Annotated in this window: 12 protein-coding genes; 5 read left to right on the top strand and 7 right to left on the bottom strand. The window is 67.0% G+C overall.

The window, feature by feature from the left end:
* Nucleotides 1–11: 11 nt before the first annotated feature.
* From mrdA to AC3FLX_RS10660, 4 genes are all read right to left on the bottom strand, one after another.
* Nucleotides 12–2,363 (bottom strand): penicillin-binding protein 2, encoded by a 2,352-nt coding sequence (mrdA, locus tag AC3FLX_RS10675; RefSeq protein ID WP_488696305.1) that lies wholly within the window; start codon nucleotides 2,361–2,363, stop codon nucleotides 12–14.
* A gap of 41 nt (nucleotides 2,364–2,404) precedes the next feature.
* Nucleotides 2,405–2,917 (bottom strand): rod shape-determining protein MreD, encoded by a 513-nt coding sequence (gene mreD, locus AC3FLX_RS10670; RefSeq protein WP_066734734.1) that lies wholly within the window; start codon nucleotides 2,915–2,917, stop codon nucleotides 2,405–2,407.
* Nucleotides 2,914–3,888: a rod shape-determining protein MreC gene (gene mreC, locus AC3FLX_RS10665; RefSeq protein ID WP_488696302.1), complete on the bottom strand. Its 975-nt coding sequence runs from the start codon at nucleotides 3,886–3,888 to the stop codon at nucleotides 2,914–2,916. Before mreC ends, mreD begins: the two co-directional genes overlap by 4 nt.
* Nucleotides 3,889–4,026: 138 nt before the next feature.
* The gene (locus AC3FLX_RS10660) at nucleotides 4,027–5,070 is read right to left on the bottom strand and encodes a rod shape-determining protein (protein WP_019450345.1); all 1,044 of its coding nucleotides are present in this window, start codon (nucleotides 5,068–5,070) and stop codon (nucleotides 4,027–4,029) included.
* Nucleotides 5,071–5,911: 841 nt separating this feature from the next.
* Between AC3FLX_RS10660 and gatC the strand changes: the two genes are divergently transcribed.
* The 5 genes from gatC (at nucleotide 5,912) to gatB (ending at nucleotide 10,872) form a co-directional block, all read left to right on the top strand.
* The gene (gatC, locus tag AC3FLX_RS10655) at nucleotides 5,912–6,211 is read left to right on the top strand and encodes an Asp-tRNA(Asn)/Glu-tRNA(Gln) amidotransferase subunit GatC (protein ID WP_066734730.1); all 300 of its coding nucleotides are present in this window, start codon (nucleotides 5,912–5,914) and stop codon (nucleotides 6,209–6,211) included.
* A 51-nt stretch (nucleotides 6,212–6,262) separates the two neighbouring features.
* Nucleotides 6,263–7,762: an Asp-tRNA(Asn)/Glu-tRNA(Gln) amidotransferase subunit GatA gene (gene gatA / locus AC3FLX_RS10650; RefSeq protein ID WP_488696300.1), complete on the top strand. Its 1,500-nt coding sequence runs from the start codon at nucleotides 6,263–6,265 to the stop codon at nucleotides 7,760–7,762.
* Between the two features lie 17 nt (nucleotides 7,763–7,779).
* Nucleotides 7,780–8,250, top strand: a complete 471-nt coding sequence (locus tag AC3FLX_RS10645) for a hypothetical protein (RefSeq protein WP_488696298.1) — start codon at nucleotides 7,780–7,782, stop codon at nucleotides 8,248–8,250.
* Nucleotides 8,251–8,266: 16 nt separating this feature from the next.
* On the top strand, nucleotides 8,267–9,340 hold the full coding sequence (locus AC3FLX_RS10640) for a dienelactone hydrolase family protein (RefSeq protein ID WP_488696296.1): 1,074 nt from the start codon (nucleotides 8,267–8,269) through the stop codon (nucleotides 9,338–9,340).
* 77 nt (nucleotides 9,341–9,417) lie between these two features.
* On the top strand, nucleotides 9,418–10,872 hold the full coding sequence (gene gatB, locus AC3FLX_RS10635; protein WP_488696294.1) for an Asp-tRNA(Asn)/Glu-tRNA(Gln) amidotransferase subunit GatB: 1,455 nt from the start codon (nucleotides 9,418–9,420) through the stop codon (nucleotides 10,870–10,872).
* A gap of 80 nt (nucleotides 10,873–10,952) precedes the next feature.
* On the opposite strand, the gene AC3FLX_RS10630 is transcribed toward gatB, so the two are convergent.
* From AC3FLX_RS10630 to AC3FLX_RS10620, 3 genes are read right to left on the bottom strand one after another with little or no spacing between them, the layout of a single operon-like run.
* Nucleotides 10,953–12,017, bottom strand: a complete 1,065-nt coding sequence (locus AC3FLX_RS10630) for a transglutaminase family protein (RefSeq protein ID WP_488696293.1) — start codon at nucleotides 12,015–12,017, stop codon at nucleotides 10,953–10,955.
* Nucleotides 12,014–14,665 (bottom strand): circularly permuted type 2 ATP-grasp protein, encoded by a 2,652-nt coding sequence (locus AC3FLX_RS10625; protein ID WP_488696291.1) that lies wholly within the window; start codon nucleotides 14,663–14,665, stop codon nucleotides 12,014–12,016. The genes AC3FLX_RS10630 and AC3FLX_RS10625 overlap by 4 nt, the downstream gene beginning before the upstream one ends.
* 30 nt (nucleotides 14,666–14,695) lie before the next feature.
* A complete protein-coding gene (locus AC3FLX_RS10620) occupies nucleotides 14,696–18,109 on the bottom strand; it encodes a transglutaminase family protein (RefSeq protein ID WP_488696289.1) in 3,414 nt (1,137 codons plus the stop codon).
* Nucleotides 18,110–18,156 lie beyond the last annotated feature (47 nt).

Below are 18,156 nucleotides of genomic sequence, written 5' to 3'. Positions count from 1 at the left end.
CGCGTCTCCCTTTACTCTGAGGCTGGTTTACTGACCGCGCCGGCCTGCGCAACCTGGGCAGGCTTGGTGCGTGGCTTGGGTGCCGGCGCGGAAGCGGGGGCCGCCTTGGGCGCGGGGGCCTGCGGCGCCGACGCCGGCGGCTTGCTGTGGCCCAGCGCCTGCAACATGCGCGCGTCGAGCGTCACCACGGCCGATGCAGGCGCAATGGCGGCCGGATCGAGCTGCGCGGCGATCGAATCGGATGCCGATCGTGCCGCCGGCACGGATGCGGCCGCTACGGCACTCGCGCCCGGCGTGCTCGCGCCAGCCGCGGAAGCGGCGGCAACGGCCGCCGGCGCGGTCTGCATCACCGTGGCGGTAGCCGCGTTGGCCGTGTCGCCCGTCGTGAACACGCTCGGCGTGTCCACCGGGGGCCGATTGCCGGCGCGCAGCGCCTCCTCGGGCGGCGGCGCGCTGGCCTGCAGCTCCTCGGGCCACTTGCGCAGCAGGTAGTAGTCCATCACCTTGCGCGCGATCGGTGCCGCCACGGCGGCGCCAAAGCCGGCGTTCTCGACGATCAGCGCCAGCGCGATCTTGGGCTTGTCCGCGGGAGCGAAGGCCGTATAGAGCGAGTGGTCACGCTTGCGCTCATCGATCGCATGGTGGTTGTACTTTTCGTTCTTGCCCAGCGTATAGGTCTGTGCCGTACCGGTCTTGCCGGCCGACTCATACGCGGCCCCGGCAAAGACCCTGGCAGCGGTACCGTTGTGCGTCACGGCCACCATCGCGCGCTTGATCACGTCGATGTCGGCCTGCTTGAACGGCAGCCGGTAGCTTTCCTTGGGCACGGTCAGCGAGCGCTTGCGCGAGACCGAATCCTCGACGGCCTTCACCAGGTGAGGCTTCATCGCCACGCCGTTGTTGACCAGGATCGACACCGCATTGGCCAGCTGCAGGATCGTGAAGCTGTTGTAGCCCTGGCCGATGCCCAGCGAGATGGTCTCGCCGTCATACCATTTCTGCTGCTCGGGCTTGCGGTACGCCTTGCGCTTCCATTCCGTGGACGGCAGGATGCCGCGGCTTTCGCCTTCGATGTCGATCCCCGTGACCTGGCCGAAGCCCAGCGGCTTCATGAAGTCGTGGATCGCATTGACGCCCATGTCGCGCGCCAGCGCGTAGTAATAGGTATCGCACGACTGCACGATCGACGCCTGCATATCCACCCAGCCGTGTCCGCCCGGCTTGTCGTCGCGGAACGTGTGGTTGCCCAGCGTGAAGAAGCCCGGATCGTGCATGCCCCAGGCCGCCGTGCGCTTGCCCGTGGTCAGCGCCGCCAGCGCCATGAACGGCTTGTACGTGGAACCCGGCGGATAGGTGCCGCGCAGCGGACGGTTCAGCAGCGGCTTGTCGGGCGAACCGTTGAGTTCGTCCCAGGTCTTGGAATCGATGCCTTCGACGAACAGGTTCGGATCGTAGGTCGGCTTCGACACGAAGGCCAGGATGTCGCCGGTTTCCGGCTCGATCGCCACCAGCGCGCCGCGACGGTCGCCGAACAATTCTTCAGCCAGTTGCTGCAGGCGGATGTCCAGCGACAGGATCAGGTTGTTACCCGGCGTGGCCGGCGACGTGGACAACGTTCGAATCGGACGCCCGCCAGCGCTGACCTCCACCTCCTCGAAGCCCGTCAGCCCGTGCAGCTCGGTCTCGTAGCTCTGCTCCAGGCCGATCTTGCCGATGTAGTTGGTGCCCTTGTAGTTGTCGATGTCCTTGCGCGGATCGTACTTGGCCGGATCGGCGTCGTTGGCTTCATCCATCGCCTCGATCCGTTCCTGATCGCGCTGCGAGATGCGGCCCAGGTAGCCCACGACGTGGCTGGCCGATTCGCCCAGCGGATACTGGCGGAACAACCGCGCGCGCACATCCACGCCCGGAAAGCGGAAGCGCTGGGCCGAGAACTTGGCCACTTCCTCGTCGGTCAGCTGGCTGCGGATCGGCAGGCTCTCGAAGCTGCGCGACTCCTCCAGCAGGCGCTTGAAGCGGCGGCGGTCACGCGGCTGGATATCGACGAGCTTGGACAGCTCCTCGATCGTGTTGTCTAGCGTGTCGGTCAGCTTGGACGGCGTGACTTCCAGCGTGTACGCGGAATAGTTGCGCGCCAGGATCACGCCGTTGCGGTCCATGATGATGCCGCGGTTCGGCTCGATCGGCGCCACGGAAATGCGGTTGTCCTCGGCCTTGGCCGAGTACTGGTCGTGCTTGTACCACTGCAGCCACAGAAAGCGGGTGAACAGCAGGCCAAAGCAGATGACCGTGAACAGGGCGGCAGCCGCCACGCGGATGCGGAAGCGGCCGATTTCCAGTTCGACGTTGCGGATTTCGGTCATGGTGGTACTGCGGGCGGCGTGGCGGTATCAGGATGGATGGACTAGATCGGGCGCGTCTCGTCGACGTCGGCCGACCGGCGCTGCGGCGCCAGCAACAGCGCCGTGGCCATCGGCCAGAGCACGGCTTCGATCACCGGCGCCACCAGCAGTTGCCATCCCGGCAGCGGCGCACCCATCGCCAGGCGGATCACAACCGGCACGGCATGGGTGATGAACAGCAGCGGCATCACGTGCAGCGCCTGCGTATAGACCGAAAACCACAGCACGCGGCGATGGATCGTGATCGCAAAGTACGCCAGCAGCGTGTAGGCCAGCGCGTGCTCGCCCAGCAGGCGCGCATCGTGCACGTCCATCAGCAGGCCCAGCAGGAACGCCACGCCCATGCCGACCTTGCGCGGCTGGTGGATGTTCCAGAACACCAGCACCAGGGCCACCATGTCCGGAATCCACAGCGTGGTGCCCCAGGGCATCAGGTTCCACAGGAACGCCAGCACGAAGGTCAGCGCGATAAACGCGGGATTGACCGGGCGCAGCAGGTATTGGGATGTCGTCACTGTGAACGCTCCGGGGATTTCTGCTTCTCGGCGGGCTTGTCGGCCGCCTTCTGCTCGGCACCCGCGCGTGCGGCGGCCGACCGGGCACCCTTTTCCGCCTTGGTCGGCGCGGTCGTTTCCTGCGGGCGCGGTCCAAGGCCGGATTCGTAGCGCACCACCAGCAGTTGGCGATGCGAGCGCACCCCGGCCACCGGTTCGCAATAGACGCGCGAGAACGCCGTGTCGGCCTTTCGTTCGATCTGGACGATCTTCGCCACCGGCAGGCCCGGCGGATAGGTGCCGTCCAGGCCCGACGTCACCAGCAGGTCGCCCTGCTGAAGGTCCGCCGATGCCGCCATGAAACGCAGGTCCAGCAGGCCGGCACGCGACCCGCCAAACGCCACGCTGCGCAGGCCGTTACGTACCACCTGCACGGGAATGGCCTGATCCTTGTCGGTCAGCAAGGTCACTTCGGACTGGAACGGCGACACACGGGTCACCTGGCCAATCACGCCGCGCTCGTCGATCACCGGATAACCGGCGCGCAGGCCCTGGGAGCTACCCCGGTCGATCACGATGCGCTGGCTGTACGGGTCGCGTGCGTCGTAGAGAATCTCGGCTGCCGTGACCGGCGTGGCCGACTCCTGCTGCAGGTTCAGCAGCTTGCGCAGCTGGTTGTTCTCGGCTTCCAGCTGGGCCTGGCGCACGAACGCGTTGGCCTGCTCCACCGAACTGCGGCGCAGCTCACGGTTTTCATTGGCCAGGGTGACCGAAGACTGGGCGTAGTCGAAAACGCCGCGCATCGCATCGCGCGGCACCAGCACCAGGCGCTCGACCGGCATCAGAACGGTAGCTGCCACCTGGCGGGCGATGCGCATGGCGTCGAAGCGCGCGTCGACAATCAGCAGCGCAAGCGCAATCGCCACAAAGACGATCAGGCGGGCGACGGCGGATGTGCCTTGCTTGAAGAGCGGCGGTGGCGAGTAATCCATTTACCGGTGCGCAGGCGAAACCATCCCGCCAGCGCGTCGGCACCCCCCTGGCGGGGATTGGCGCGACGGGCTGGCGGGAGAAGACATCAAAGGGCGCGGGGACAGGGCGACGCGGGTCACCACGGTCCCTGCCTCGTATTACTCGTAGGAGAAGATGCTGCCGAGCTTGTCCATGCGCTCCAGCGCCATGCCCGAGCCGCGCACCACGCAGGTCAGCGGATCTTCGGCCACCAGCACCGGCAGGCCGGTTTCCTCGGCCAGCAGGCGGTCCAGGTCGCGCAGCAGCGCACCGCCGCCGGTCAGCATCATGCCGCGTTCGGCAATGTCGGCACCCAGCTCAGGCGGCGTCTGTTCCAGCGCGATCTTCACGGCGGACACGATCTGGTTCAGCGGATCGGTCAGTGCCTCAAGGATTTCGTTGGACGACACGGTAAAGGCGCGCGGGATACCCTCGGACAGGTTGCGGCCCTTTACTTCCATTTCGCGGACTTCGGAACCCGGGAAGGCCGAGCCGATTTCCTTCTTGATCGCTTCGGCGGTCTGCTCGCCGATCAGCATGCCGTAGTTGCGGCGGATGTAGTTGACGATCGCCTCGTCGAACTTGTCGCCGCCCACGCGCACCGAACCCTTGTAGACCATGCCGCCCAGCGAGATGATGCCCACCTCGGTGGTGCCGCCGCCGATATCGACGACCATCGAGCCTGACGGCTCCGACACGGGCAGGCCCGCGCCGATCGCGGCCGACATCGGTTCTTCGATCAGGTACACCTGGCTGGCACCGGCACCCAGCGCCGATTCACGGATGGCGCGGCGTTCCACCTGGGTGGAACCGCACGGCACGCAAATGATGATGCGCGGGCTCGGACGCAGCAGCTTGGTGTCGTGCACCATCTTGATGAACTGCTTGAGCATCTGCTCGGTCACGGTGAAGTCGGCGATCACGCCGTCCTTCATCGGGCGGATGGCCTCGATATTGCCCGGCACCTTGCCCAGCATCTGCTTGGCTTCCTTGCCCACCGCGGTGATGGTCTTCTTGGCGTTGGGGCCGCCTTCCTGACGGATGGCCACGACCGACGGCTCGTCCAGGACGATGCCCTTGTCGCGCATATAGATCAGGGTGTTGGCGGTGCCCAGGTCGATGGCCAGGTCGTTGGAGAAATAGCTGCGGAGAAATCCGAACATCAGGAATCCTGTCTTCTGTTGTTGGTTCGCGGGTATGCGAAGCGGCCAGTGCCTGTTTCGGCCCGGCCACGAATACGTTTGCAAGGGTGATGGTTCACGGTTCCCCCGGTGCGTGCGGCTCACGCCGGCACAAGCCGACGCGCCCGGTACCCCTGGCGCGGACAAGCCCCGGTGCGCCAGCGGGAATCCGCTTCGCCGGCGCATGCCTGCACGCCGGACCTACGGGAACCTTTGATTAGACTCTGCGCGAAAGTTCGCGGCGAGATGCGCGGGACAGGACGGAACACGCCTGACGATTGCAGTAGCCTAATCGGAGGAACCAGTTTCTTACGAGTGAAAATACGGTGAAAACGGGCCGCTAATTCGCGGAGTTACTATGCCGCCGGCACACTACTGTTGCACGGTTGCGACGCCGCCGCCGGTATGCCGCACGATCCAGCACATCGGCAACGCGGAAAATCCGCCCTGCCACGACTCCCGGGTGCTGCGGCTGTGCCGACGGCATCACCGTCAGGCCACATCGCCAGGACCTAAGTGGAGCGTGCGTTGCGGCAAGACTGCAGCGCGTAATGATACCTTATAATTCACGCTGTTTCGGGGCGTTTGGACCCTGAAAAACTTGTAACTTCGACGATCCTGGGGTGCCCCCCGGGCGCACCAGTCCGGCACGCCTTGGCCACCCAGCCAGTTACCGGACGCATGGCGCCCTTCCAGGCTCCCCGACGGCCACCCGACGATGGATGGGTGGACGCCGGTCCCCGAACCGGCGCCCGCCCGCGAGTCCGGCCGTAACACCTCCAGTCCGCAGGACTGAACCCGGCGAGAAGCGCCGCACCACGCAATGGCCCTCGAACTTTCCGACGTCAAGCGCATCGCGCACCTGGCCCGCATCGAAACCAGCGATGCCGAGGCCGAGCAGACGCTTGTGCAGCTGAACAATTTCTTCTCCCTGGTGGAGCAGATGCAGGCGGTGGACACCACCGGCATCGAGCCGCTGGCGCATCCGCTGTCCGCCGTGCGCGACATCGCCCAGCGCCTGCGCGACGATGCCGTGACCGAGTCGGACCGCCGCACCGACTACCAGCGCCCCGCACCGGCCACGGAAAACGGCCTGTACCTGGTGCCCAAGGTCATCGAGTGACAACGCGCCGCACCGCCGTTGTTCACCTATCCAGACGCCATCTGACCAGACATGACCTTTTCCGCTGATTCCGTGACATCCCTGCGCCAGATCGCCGACGCGCTGGCCGCCCGTTCCGTGTCCGCCGAGGAACTCGCGCGCGACTACCTGGCGCGCATCGACGCCGCAAAGAACCTGAATGCCTTCGTCGACATCAACGCGGACCTGACGCTGGCCCAGGCCCGCGCCGCCGACGAGCGCCGCGCCAATGGCCAGGCCACCCCGCTGACCGGCGTGCCGATCGCCCACAAGGACGTCTTTGTGACGCGCGGCTGGAAGTCCACCGCCGGCTCGAAGATGCTGGCCAACTACGAAAGCCCGTTCGACGCCACCGTGGTGGCGCGCCTGGGCGCCGCCGGCATGGTCACACTGGGCAAGACCAATATGGACGAATTCGCGATGGGTTCGTCCAACGAAAACTCGTACCAGGGTGCCGTGCGCAACCCGTGGGACACCAACCGCGTGCCGGGCGGCTCGTCGGGCGGCTCGGCCGCTGCCGTGGCCGCCGGTCTGGCACCGGCCGCGACCGGCACCGACACCGGCGGCTCGATCCGCCAGCCGGCGTCGTTCTCGGGCATCACCGGGATCAAGCCGACGTATGGCCGCGTGTCGCGCTACGGCATGATCGCGTTCGCTTCGTCGCTGGACCAGGGCGGCCCGATGGCCCACACGGCCGAAGACTGCGCGATGCTGCTCAACGCGATGGCCGGCTTCGACCCGAAGGATTCCACGAGCCTGACCCCCGAACTGGGCGGTGTGGACGAGGACTTCACGCGCCTGCTGGGCCAGCCGCGCGCCGGCGCCACGGCCGACAAGCCGCTGGCCGGCCTGCGCATCGGCCTGCCGCGCGAGTACTTCGGCAAGGGCCTGTCCGCCGACGTGGAAAAGACCGTGCGCGCCGCACTGGCCGAGTATGAAAAGCTCGGTGCCACGCTGGTGGATGTGTCGCTGCCCAAGACCGAACTGTCGATCCCGGTGTACTACATCATTGCACCGGCCGAGGCTTCGTCGAACCTGTCGCGCTTCGATGGCGTGCGCTACGGCCATCGCGCCGCCGAATACCGCGACCTGCTCGACATGTACAAGAAGAGCCGCGCCGAAGGCTTCGGTCCGGAAGTGAAGCGCCGCATCATGGTGGGTACGTACGTGCTGTCGCACGGCTATTACGATGCCTACTACCTGCAGGCGCAGAAGATCCGCCGCATCATCGCCGACGACTTCCAGCGCGCGTTTGCCGAGTGCGACGTGATCATGGGCCCGGTGGCGCCGAGCGTGGCCTGGAAGCTGGGCGAGAAGACCGCCGATCCGGTGCAGATGTACCTGGCCGACATCTTCACGCTGTCCACCAGCCTGGCCGGCCTGCCCGGCATGAGCGTGCCGGCCGGCTTTGGCGACGGCAACATGCCCGTGGGCCTGCAGATCATCGGCAACTACTTCGACGAAGCGCGCCTGCTGCAGGTGGCCCATGCATTCCAGCAGGCCACCGACTGGCACCTGCGCCGCCCGGCCTGACAGACCGCCCAGCCATCATGCGCATGCACACCCTGCCCCGCATCCCGCTGAAACTGGCCGCCGCGCTGGCGCTGGCCGTGACGCTGGCCGGTTGCCAGATTCCGTTTACTGGCCGCTCCACGCCCATCGCGGCGCGCGACATCGATCTCGCCGGCAACTGCCAGCGCACCGAGGAGGACGGTTTCCGCGAGGACGCGCAGCTTCGTGTATCGGATAACACCGTGCAGCAGCTGCAGTGGAAGCTATGGGTGGGCAAGCGCGGCTCGTGCAGCTTCAACCTGGCCGATTTCCGGCAGGTTCGCAAGACGCCGCACATCGAGCTACGCGCCAACGACGGCAGCGCCTGCAAGCTGATGGTCTGGCAGGACCCGCGCCGCGTCACGCTGGCGCACGCGAGTTGCCAGTCGCATTGCACGCCGGGCATCTACGAAGAAGCCTGGCCCGTGATGTTCGAACCGGGTACGGGCGCCTGCGCGCGTACCCGCTGAACGGCAGATCACGATCATGGCGCGCCCGCCCCTGCTCTCTCCCCGCCAGACACCGACGGCTCCCACCCTGGTGGGCCGCTGGCTGCGCGGGACGCTGGCGGCCGCGACCATCGCCGTGGCATTGATGCCCGCCGCGCCGGCCCAGCCGACCGTGGCACTGGCACCGCTTACGCCCACCGCGCCCCTGACCGCTCCGGCGGCGGCCAGCGCGGCGGCGGTAGCGGCGCCGGCCACGGCCACCGAGCCGGCCACCGCACGGGTACGCCTGCCGGCGGAGCCGGGCATGCCGGCGCTGACCGCATACTGGTTCATGCCACGCGAAGGAAGCATCGCGCGCAGCCAGCCGCTGCCGGTGGTGGTGGCGCTGCATGGCTGCGGCGGCCTGATCGACATGAAAGTGGCGGCCAAGCGCGCCGGGACCATCGAGGAAGTCATCGACCCGGCAGCCGGCCTGCAGAGCCGCTACCGCGAATACGCGCACTGGCTGACCGAGCGCGGCTATGCCGTGCTGATGCCTGACAGCTTCAGCCCGCGCGGCAAGGCGCAAGGCATTTGCACCGAGGCGCTCGACGCGCGCACGATCGACGACAAGACACGGCGTGCCGATGCGCTGGCCGCGCTGCGCTGGGTGGCAAAGCAGCCCGGCATCGACGCACGCCGCGTGGTGCTGCTTGGCTGGTCCAACGGCGCGCAGGCCGTGCTGGCGACCATCGACGCGAGCCGTCCGTGGCCGGCGGACACACCGAACGTGGACCGTGCGGTGGCGTTCTACCCAGGCTGCAAGCGCGCCGTGCAGCAACATGACTTCAGGCTGCGCACGCCGCTGCTGCTGATGATTGGCGGCGCCGACGACTGGACGCCCGCCACGCGCTGCGCCATGCTGCAGAATGCGGTGCAAAGCCGGCAACCGAAGGCCCGCTTCCGCCTGGAGATCTATCCGGGCGCGTACCACGGTTTTGACGGCACCAGCGAACTGCATGTGCGGCGCGACGTCGCCGCCCGCCAGGGCGTCACCGTGGGCGGCGATGCCGTGGCGCGCGTGGCCGCGCTGGCGCAACTCGATTCATGGCTGGCCAGTCCCGACCCCTGACGATTCCGACTGCGCAGGGACTGGATTCGGCACCAAACGCACACAGATACAGAAAGACTTCATACAGGAATACCGCCATGCAATGGGAAGTGGTGATCGGCCTGGAGACGCACGCACAGCTCTCCACGGCTTCCAAGATTTTCTCCGGCACCTCCACCGCGTTCGGGGCCGACCCCAACACGCAGGCTTCGCCCGTGGACCTGGCCCTGCCGGGCGTGTTGCCGGTGCTTAACAAGGGTGCCGTCGAACGCGCCATCCAGTTCGGCCTGTCGATCGACGCCAAAATCGCCCCGCGCAGCATCTTCGCGCGCAAAAACTACTTCTACCCTGATTTGCCGAAGGGCTACCAGATCAGCCAGTACGAGATCCCCGTGGTGCAAGGCGGCCAGATCACCGTCCAGGTGGAAGGCAAGCAAGGCGTCTACGAGAAGACCGTCAACCTGACGCGCGCTCACCTGGAAGAAGACGCCGGCAAGTCGCTGCACGAGGATTTCGCCGGCATGACCGGCATCGACCTGAACCGTGCCGGCACGCCGCTGCTGGAAATCGTGACCGAGCCGGACATGCGCAGCTCCGCCGAAGCCGTGGCCTATGCCAAGGCTCTGCACTCGCTGGTGGTGTGGCTGGGCATCTGCGACGGCAACATGCAGGAAGGCAGCTTCCGCTGCGACGCCAACGTGTCCGTGCGCCCGGTGGGCCAGGAGAAGTTCGGCACGCGCCGCGAGATCAAGAACCTGAACTCGTTCCGCTTCCTGCAGCAGGCCATCGACTATGAAGTGCAATGGCAGATCGCGGAGATCGAGGATGGCCGCGAGATCGTGCAGGCAACCGTGCTGTTCGATCCGGACACCGGCGAGACCCGCGCGATGCGCACCAAGGAAGACGCGCACGACTATCGCTACTTCCCCGACCCGGACCTGATGCCGCTGGAAATCGACGCAGCCTGGGTCGACCGCGTCAGGAACGAACTTCCGGAGCTGCCGGCCGCGATGCAGGCGCGCTTTGTGTCGCAATACGGGCTGTCGGCCTACGACGCGAGCACGATCACCGCCACCAAATCGCTGGCCGCCTACTACGAAGCAGTCGTGAAGGAAGTGGGCGCCGCAAGCGCAAAGCCCGCCGCCAACTGGCTGATGGGTGACGTGGCGTCGCAGCTGAACCGCGATGGCATCTCGATCGACGAAGCGCCGGTCAAGCCCGCGCAACTGGCGAAACTGCTTGCTCGCATTGCCGACGGCACGGTATCGAACAACACGGCCAAGAAGGATGTGTTCCCGGCGATGTGGGCTGGCGAGTCCGATGGCGACGCCGACGCGATCATTGCCGCCAAGGGCCTGAAGCAGATGTCCGACACGGGCGAGCTGGAAAAGATCATCGACGACGTGCTGGCCGCCAACGCCAAGTCGGTCGAGGAATTCCGCGCCGGGAAGGAGAAGGCATTCAACGCACTGGTGGGCCAGGCGATGAAGGCCACCAAGGGCAAGGCCAACCCGGCCCAGGTCAACGAACTGCTGAAGAAGAAGCTCGGCTGATCGCTGTCCGTCCCTGCCTTGATAAAAAACCGGTCACGCCGAAAGCGTGGCCGGTTTTTTTTTGCGACCTGCGAGCGCGGTCAGCTTACTGGCACCACACTGACTTCGACGTCCACCGTGTGATCGCCGCCGCCAACGATCACGCCGTGCAGCAGCGGCACATCGCTGTAGTCGCGCGCGATGGCCAGCGTCACGTGGCGGGTGTCGGCCAGCACGTCGTTGGTGGGGTCGAGATCGATCCAGCCATTGACCGGACACCACACGCCGGCCCACGCGTGCGATGCATCGGCGCCGAGCAGGCGTGGCTCGCCCGGCGGCGGGTCGGTGCAGAGATAGCCACTGACATAACGCGCGGCCAGCCCGACGGACCGCAGGCAGCCGATCATCACCTGCGCGAAGTCCTGGCACACGCCACTGCGCAGCGCGAACGCTTCCACGGCGGGCGTATGGACTTCCGTCGTTTCGCCGTGGTACTCGAAGTCAGCGTGGATGCGGTGCATCAGGTCGATGGCGCCAGCGGCCACAGTGACGCCGGGTCTGAAGCTCTGCAATGCGTAGTCGCGCAGGTCTCGATGCAGCGCCACATTCGGCGATGCGTAGACGAACTCGCTCTCCGGATGGAACGGCTGACCGGCGCGGTAGCGCAGCAGCTGGGCCGCCTCTTCCCAAGGGGCGCCTTGCGACGCTTCGAACAGCGTCCAGCGCGGCGTCAGCGTGACCGTGCTGCAGGTGGTCAGCCGCATTGTTTCGTGCGGCACATCGAGCATGAAATGCAGCACGTTGTTGCCGAACGCATCGGTGCGCACGTGCTGGTGCGACGGCGCGGGATCGACCTCGATCCGGTGTGCGCTGACGGCCTGCCACGGGTACGACGGCGGCGTCACCACGGCGCGCTGCTGCGCATGCTCCACCGGCCACGCGTATTCGTAAGTGGTGACGTGATGCACGTCGAGCGTGGTAGGCCCGGCGTGCGGGACGGACTCGGTCGGCTGCTCGGTCGGCTGCTCGGTCAGCGGCTCGGTCGGCGGCTCGATCAGCGGCTCGATCAGCGGCTCGATCAGCGGCTCGATCAGCGGCTCGATCAGCGGCTCGGTCAGCGGCTCGGTCGGCGGCTCGGTTTGCGGATTGGCCAGTGGCTCGGTCATGGCAAGTCCGTCTCCGGCGCTACCCCGGCGTGGCTGAAATAGCGGCCGCCGATTTCATCGGACAGCTTTACCATGCGTGCGCCAAGCTGGTCGCACAGGGCCGATAGCTTGACGAACCTGCCCTTGTCGCGCTCGCAAAGCAGTGAACGCGAAGGCAGTGCGCTCACGGGCGGCAGCAGTTCCGCCAGCGGCACGCGCGCCTGCCCCGTGGCGCCGGTCGGCAACTGCGCGAGCTTGTCGCGCAGGCGGTCGAGCACGCCGTAGATGCCGCGTGGATTGGTCGGCTCCAGCACCAGCAGGTCGACCAGTGCCGCCACGTCCGTGCGGCCGGGAAACAGCGAGCGATAGGTCAGCGTGCTGTCGAACAGATGCAGCAGCAGATCGAAACCGCTGCGCGATTCCAGCGCGCCGCTGCTTTCCGCGATTTCCAGGAACAGCGCCAGCGTGCCGAGCCGTTCGATATGACGGCCGATAAAGACCAGCCGCCAGGCCTCGTCGCGTGTCATGCGGTCGCCCTGCGCACCGCTGATGGCGCCGAGCTGCATCGACAGGTGTTCCAGCGCCTTCATCACCTTCGATCGATCGTAGGCGCCTTCGCCGTGGCCGGCCGTGCCGGCGGGGCAGGCGGCGTCGGCCATCGCGTCCTGGAAGTCGTTGCGCGCGGCCAGGATCGTACGCCAGTGATCGTTCGACAGCCGGTTGCGAATCTCGTTGGCCGCGCGCGCATGGCTGGCCAGCGTCGGCATCAGCCCCATCGATGCATTCGGATTGGCCAGCGCCGATACCAGGCTGCGTTCGAACACCCGCAGCGATGCCTGCGGCGACGGCGTTTGCGGCGCCACCAGCCCGAACCACTGCGCCAGTTGGCCGAGCATGTTCAGCGTGCCGTCGTCGGTCTCGTCGTTGGACTCGATCGAGCCAAGGATCTGGCGGCACAGGCGCACCACGTTCTCCGCGCGCTCGGCATAGCGGCCCGCCCAATACAGGTTTTCCGCCGCGCGGCTCGACACGGCCAGCGGGCGCGTCACGCCGCCGGCGGTCAGCGAAGGCAAACCCGTGCGCGCGGTGCGCGACACCGGCATCAGCCCCTGCGCGGGCTGGCTCGACAACACCCACGTGTCCGCGCTGGTACCGCCGAGCTGCATCGACACGGCCTCCAGGTCCGGCGGTGCCAGCCGCGTGAAGCCGCCCGGCATGACCTGCCAGCCGCCATTGCCATCGGCTACCGCGAACACCCGCAACATGGCCGCGCGAGAGCCGATCCGGCCACCGCCGTTGCCATCGGATTCCCAGCAGGGTGTGTGCGAAAGCGGCAGCGGCGCCTGCAGCGTGAAGCGATCCGGCGTCTCGGCGATGCGTGCGCGCCAGGCATCGAGCTTTTGCAGTCCGCGTTCCATGCCGAGCGAGGTGTCGGCATGCGTGCGTGGATACGTGGGCATCACGAACGCCTCATCGAGCAGGCGCAGCGCTTCATCCTGGGCGGCGGCTTCGCCGCACCACCAGCTCATGACCGACGGCATCACCAGCGCTTCGTCGAGCAGCGCCCGCGCGATGCCGGGCAGGAAGCCGTGGATGGCCGGCGACTCCAGAAAACCGGAACCCGGCACGTTCGACACCATCACATTGCCCGCCCGCATCGCCTCCAGCAGGCCGGGCACGCCAAGCATCGAATCGCTGCGCAGCTCCAGCGGATCGCAGAACACGTCGTCGAGCCGCCGCAGGATCACGTCCACACGCTCCAGCCCGCCGAACGTCTTCAGATAGACCACGTCGTTACGCACGGTCAGATCCTTGCCTTCGACGAGCGTAATGCCGAGGTAGCGCGCAAGGAACGTGTGCTCGAAGTACGTCTCGTTGAACGGCCCCGGAGACAGCAGCACGATCTGCCGCCCCGTCCCCGTACCCATGCCTGCGCTGCCGCCCTCCTCCACCGACGTTGCCGGCGAAGCATGCGCCAGCGTCGAGATAAGCTGCGCGAACGCCGGCGGCAGGCGCCGCACACGCAGGTCGCGGAACGCCTCCGCGTACTGGCCCGAAATGATGAGCCGGTTTTCCAGCGCATAGCCCATGCCCGAGGGCGTTTCGGTGCGATGTGCAATGACCGTCCAGCCGTCCTCGGTGTGAACGAGGTCCACCGCCATCGTCTGCAGGAAGCTGCCGCCGGGCGGCTGGTAGCCCTTGAGCGGCCGCAGGTATCCCGGATGACCGTAGACCAGGCCCGGTGGCAGCAGTCCACGCGCGAGCAGGTGCTGCGGGCCGTACATGTCGGCCATGATGGCGTTGGCCAGCGTGGCGCGCTGCGTCACGCCGGCTTCGATCACGGCCCAGTCGGCTTCCGATACCAGGAACGGAAACACCTCCAGTTGCCAGGCCCGCGCGCCGCCGCCCTGGTCGGCATAGACGTTGTAGGTGACACCGTTATCGCGGATCTGCCGCGACACTGCGGCGGCATGCGCGTCGAGGGTGGCCGGCCGCAGGTCGTCCATGATGCCGAAGAAGCGCGCCCACGGCTCGCGCAGCACGCCATCGGCCTGGCGCAGTTCGTCGCGATGGCCGTCGGGCACGAGTAACGCGAGCCGGGCCGCCAGGGCGGCCGGTGCGTCCGGTACGTCTGGTCCATCGAAGGGCAGCGACGACTGCAAGGGCACGGCTGGGATGTCTCCTGTTGGCAAGGCACGCTAGGCGATATCGCGCAGATCCAGCGTGAACGGAAATTCAAGGCTGCGGCGTGGTGGCGGCGCCACCGCGCGACCCGGCGTATGTCCGATCGAAAAGAACCGCGCCAGGCGGCGGCTTTCCGCTTCATAGGCATTCACCGGGAATGTCTGGTAATTACGGCCACCGGGGTGCGAAACATGATACTGGCAGCCGCCGAGGCTGCGGTCCATCCATGTATCCACCACGTCGAACGTCAGCGGCGCATGCGAGGGGATGGTGGGATGCAGCGACGACGGCGGCGCCCAGGCGCGATAGCGCACGCCCGCCACGAACTCGCCGGCGCGGCCCGTGGGCTGCAGCGGCAACGTCTGTCCGTTCACGGTGACCACGTGCCGGTTGTCGTTCATGCCCAGCACGCTGATCTCGATCCGCTCCACGGACGAATCGACATAACGCACGGTGCCTCCGGCCGCGCCCTCCTCTCCCATCACGTGCCACGGCTCCAGCGCGGTGCGCAACGTCAGCGACAGACCGGCGACGTCGACCTCGCCCACACGCGGAAATCGGAATTCGAAATGCGGCGCGAACCAGCTCGACTCGAACACGAAGCCGGCCGCCCGCATCTCGGTGAGCACGTCATCGAAATCCATCTGGACGAAGGTGCCGAGCATGAAGCGGTCGTGCAGCGCCGTGCCCCAGCGCGTGAGCCTGACGTTGTAGGGTTTTTGCCAGAAACGCGCCACCAGCGCGCGCAGCAGCAGTTGCTGCACCAGACTCATGCGCGCATGGGGCGGCATTTCGAACGCGCGCAGCTCCAGCAGGCCAAGCCGGCCGGTGGGGCCGTCGGGGGAATAGAGTTTGTCGATGCAGAACTCGGAGCGGTGCGTGTTACCGGTGACGTCGATCAGCAGGTTGCGCAGGATGCGGTCGATCAACCACGGCGGCACATGGCCGTTGCCAACTACCTCGCACATGTCGAGTTGCCGGCGCAATTCGTCGAACGCGATTTCCAGCTCGTAGACCTGGTCGTTGCGTGCCTCGTCCACGCGCGGCGCCTGGCTCGTCGGACCGATGAACAGCCCGGAGAACAGGTAGGACAGCGAAGGATGGTTGTGCCAGTACGCGATCAGGCTGGCCAGCACGTCTGGCCGGCGCAGGAAAGGGCTGTCGGCCGCCGTGGCGCCGCCAAGCACGAAGTGGTTGCCGCCGCCGGTGCCCGTATGGCGGCCATCGAGCATGAACTTCTCGGTGGACAGATGCGTTTCATGCGCGGCCTGGTACAGGAATTCCGTATGGTCGACCAGCTCGGGCCAGTTGGCGGCCGGGTGGATGTTGACCTCGATGACGCCAGGATCGGGCGTGACCTGCAGCAGCTTGAGCCGCGGGTCGCGCGGCGGCGGATAGCCCTCCAGCACGATCCGCATGCCCAGCTCGGCTGCGGTGGCCTCCACATCGGCCAGCAGCGCCAGGTAATCCTCCAGCTCGCTCAACGGCGGCATGAACACATAGAGGATGCCCCGCTTGTCCTCCATCGTCTTCAGTTCGACGGCCGGACCGGCGGACCGGCTTGGGTGGCGCAGCTCCACGCACAACGCGGTACGCACCGTATCCCTGGCCGATTCACCGCGCGCGGGCATGGCTGACGCCGTTCCGCCCGCATTGCCGCGCCCGTCCGCGCGCGCGCCGGCCCTGCGCGCGGCCATCGTGGCGGCGCTGTACGCGGGCGACTGCGTGCGCAGCGGCGTGGCCGCGGGCAACGGTGCGCGTGGCGCGAAAGGGTCCTGGTCGAATTGCAGCGGGTAGTCCGCCTTCGATGCCCAGGGCAGCGACTCAAGCGGCAGCCGGTATCCCATCGGGGAATCGCCGGGCAGCAGATACATGCGATCGTCGCGCAGAAACCAGCGGCCGGTCATCCAGCCACCCTGATTGCCGCGCGCCAGCGGCAGCACGTAGCCGGTCACGCTCGACAGCCCGGCGTCGAACACACGCCGGAGCCGGGCACGTTCCAGCTCGTCGTCGAGCCGCGTCTCATGCGGGTCGACGTTGACCGGCAGCCGGCGTTCACGCCACAGGTAGTACCAGACGTCCTCGTAACCGGGCTGGATGCAGTCCGGGTCAAGGCCGAGCCGGCGGGTCAGTGTTTCCAGAAAGCGCTGCGCATCGGCCGAGGTGTAGAGGTCGGGCTCGCGCTCGTCGGCGAACAGGCTGGGGTCGCGCCAGCACGGCTGCCCATCGGTACGCCAGCAGATCGACAGCGCCCAGCGCGGCAGTTGCTCGCCGGGATACCACTTGCCCTGACCGAAATGCAGGAAGCCCCCTTCGCCATAGCGTGCACGAAGCTTGTGCACGAGTTCGGTGGCGAGCCCGCGCTTGGTTGGCCCTAGCGCATCGGTATTCCACTCGGCGCCATCGCGGTCACGCGCGGCGACGAAGGTTGGCTCGCCGCCCATCGTCAGCCGTACATCGAGTTCGCGGAGCTGGCGGTCCACCGACAGGCCGGCCGAATCGATGGCCGTCCACTGGGCATCGGTATAGGGCTTGGTCACGCGCGGCGATTCGTAGATGCGCGAGATCGACATGTGGTGCTCGAACTGCACCTCGCACTCGTCCACCGCGCCGCTGACCGGTGCCGCGCTGCCTGGCTCGGGCGTGCAGGCCAGCGGAATATGGCCCTCGCCGGCCAGCAGCCCGGATGTCGGGTCCAGCCCGATCCAGCCGGCGCCCGGCAGATAGACCTCGCACCACGCATGCAGGTCGGTGAAATCGGCTTCCGCGCCGACCGGGCCGTCCACGGCTTTCACATCGGGCGTCAGCTGAAGCAGGTAACCGGAAACAAAGCGCGCGGCCAGGCCCAGATTCCGCAGCACCTGCACCAGCAGCCAGCCGGTGTCGCGGCACGAGCCCGAGCCATTCTCCAGCGTGGTCTCGGGAGACTGCACGCCTGGCTCCATCCGGATCAGGTAGCGGATCTCACGCTGCAGGCGCTGGTTCAGATCGACCAGGAAGTCGAGCGTCGCGCGCGGCGTGCGGTCGATGCTGTCGACGAACGCGGCAAGGCGCGGTGTCAGCGGGTCCTTTACCAGGTAGGGCGCGAGGTCGTGTTCGAGGCCGGCGGCGTAGGTGAATGGGATCTTTTCCGCCGACGGCTCCAGAAAGAAGTCGAACGGGTTGTAGACCGACATCTCGGCGATCAGATCCACCGTCACGCGGAATTCCGTGGTCTTCTCCGGAATCACCAGCCGGGCCAGATAGTTCGAGAACGGGTCCTGCTGCCAATTGACGAAATGCTGCACCGGTTCGATGCGCAGCGAGTAGGACAGGATCGGCGTCCGGCAATGCGGGGCCGGCCTCAGGCGTACGACTTGCGGCGACAACTGCACCGGACGGTCATAGCGATAGTGTGTGACATGACTCAGCGCGACGTGCGTGACCACTGGCGACCCCCCGGGTTGTGTGTAGCGTCAGGCCTAGCAAGACTTGT

It is taken from the genome of Cupriavidus sp. 291-E7 (assembly GCF_057798835.1).
Note: the sequence above shows the minus strand (reverse complement) of the source record. Positions and strands in the feature narration are given on the sequence as shown.

Excerpts from the sequence above, each read along its gene's own strand:
- mrdA (WP_488696305.1), bottom strand. The coding sequence starts at position 2,363 with ATGACCGAAATCCGCAACGTCGAACTGGAAATCGGCCGCTTCCGCATC.
- mreC (WP_488696302.1), bottom strand. The coding sequence starts at position 3,888 with ATGGATTACTCGCCACCGCCGCTCTTCAAGCAAGGCACATCCGCCGTC.
- AC3FLX_RS10660 (WP_019450345.1), bottom strand. The coding sequence starts at position 5,070 with ATGTTCGGATTTCTCCGCAGCTATTTCTCCAACGACCTGGCCATCGAC.
- gatC (WP_066734730.1), top strand. The coding sequence starts at position 5,912 with ATGGCCCTCGAACTTTCCGACGTCAAGCGCATCGCGCACCTGGCCCGC.
- gatA (WP_488696300.1), top strand. The coding sequence starts at position 6,263 with ATGACCTTTTCCGCTGATTCCGTGACATCCCTGCGCCAGATCGCCGAC.
- AC3FLX_RS10645 (WP_488696298.1), top strand. The coding sequence starts at position 7,780 with ATGCGCATGCACACCCTGCCCCGCATCCCGCTGAAACTGGCCGCCGCG.
- AC3FLX_RS10640 (WP_488696296.1), top strand. The coding sequence starts at position 8,267 with ATGGCGCGCCCGCCCCTGCTCTCTCCCCGCCAGACACCGACGGCTCCC.
- gatB (WP_488696294.1), top strand. The coding sequence starts at position 9,418 with ATGCAATGGGAAGTGGTGATCGGCCTGGAGACGCACGCACAGCTCTCC.
- AC3FLX_RS10630 (WP_488696293.1), bottom strand. The coding sequence starts at position 12,017 with ATGACCGAGCCACTGGCCAATCCGCAAACCGAGCCGCCGACCGAGCCG.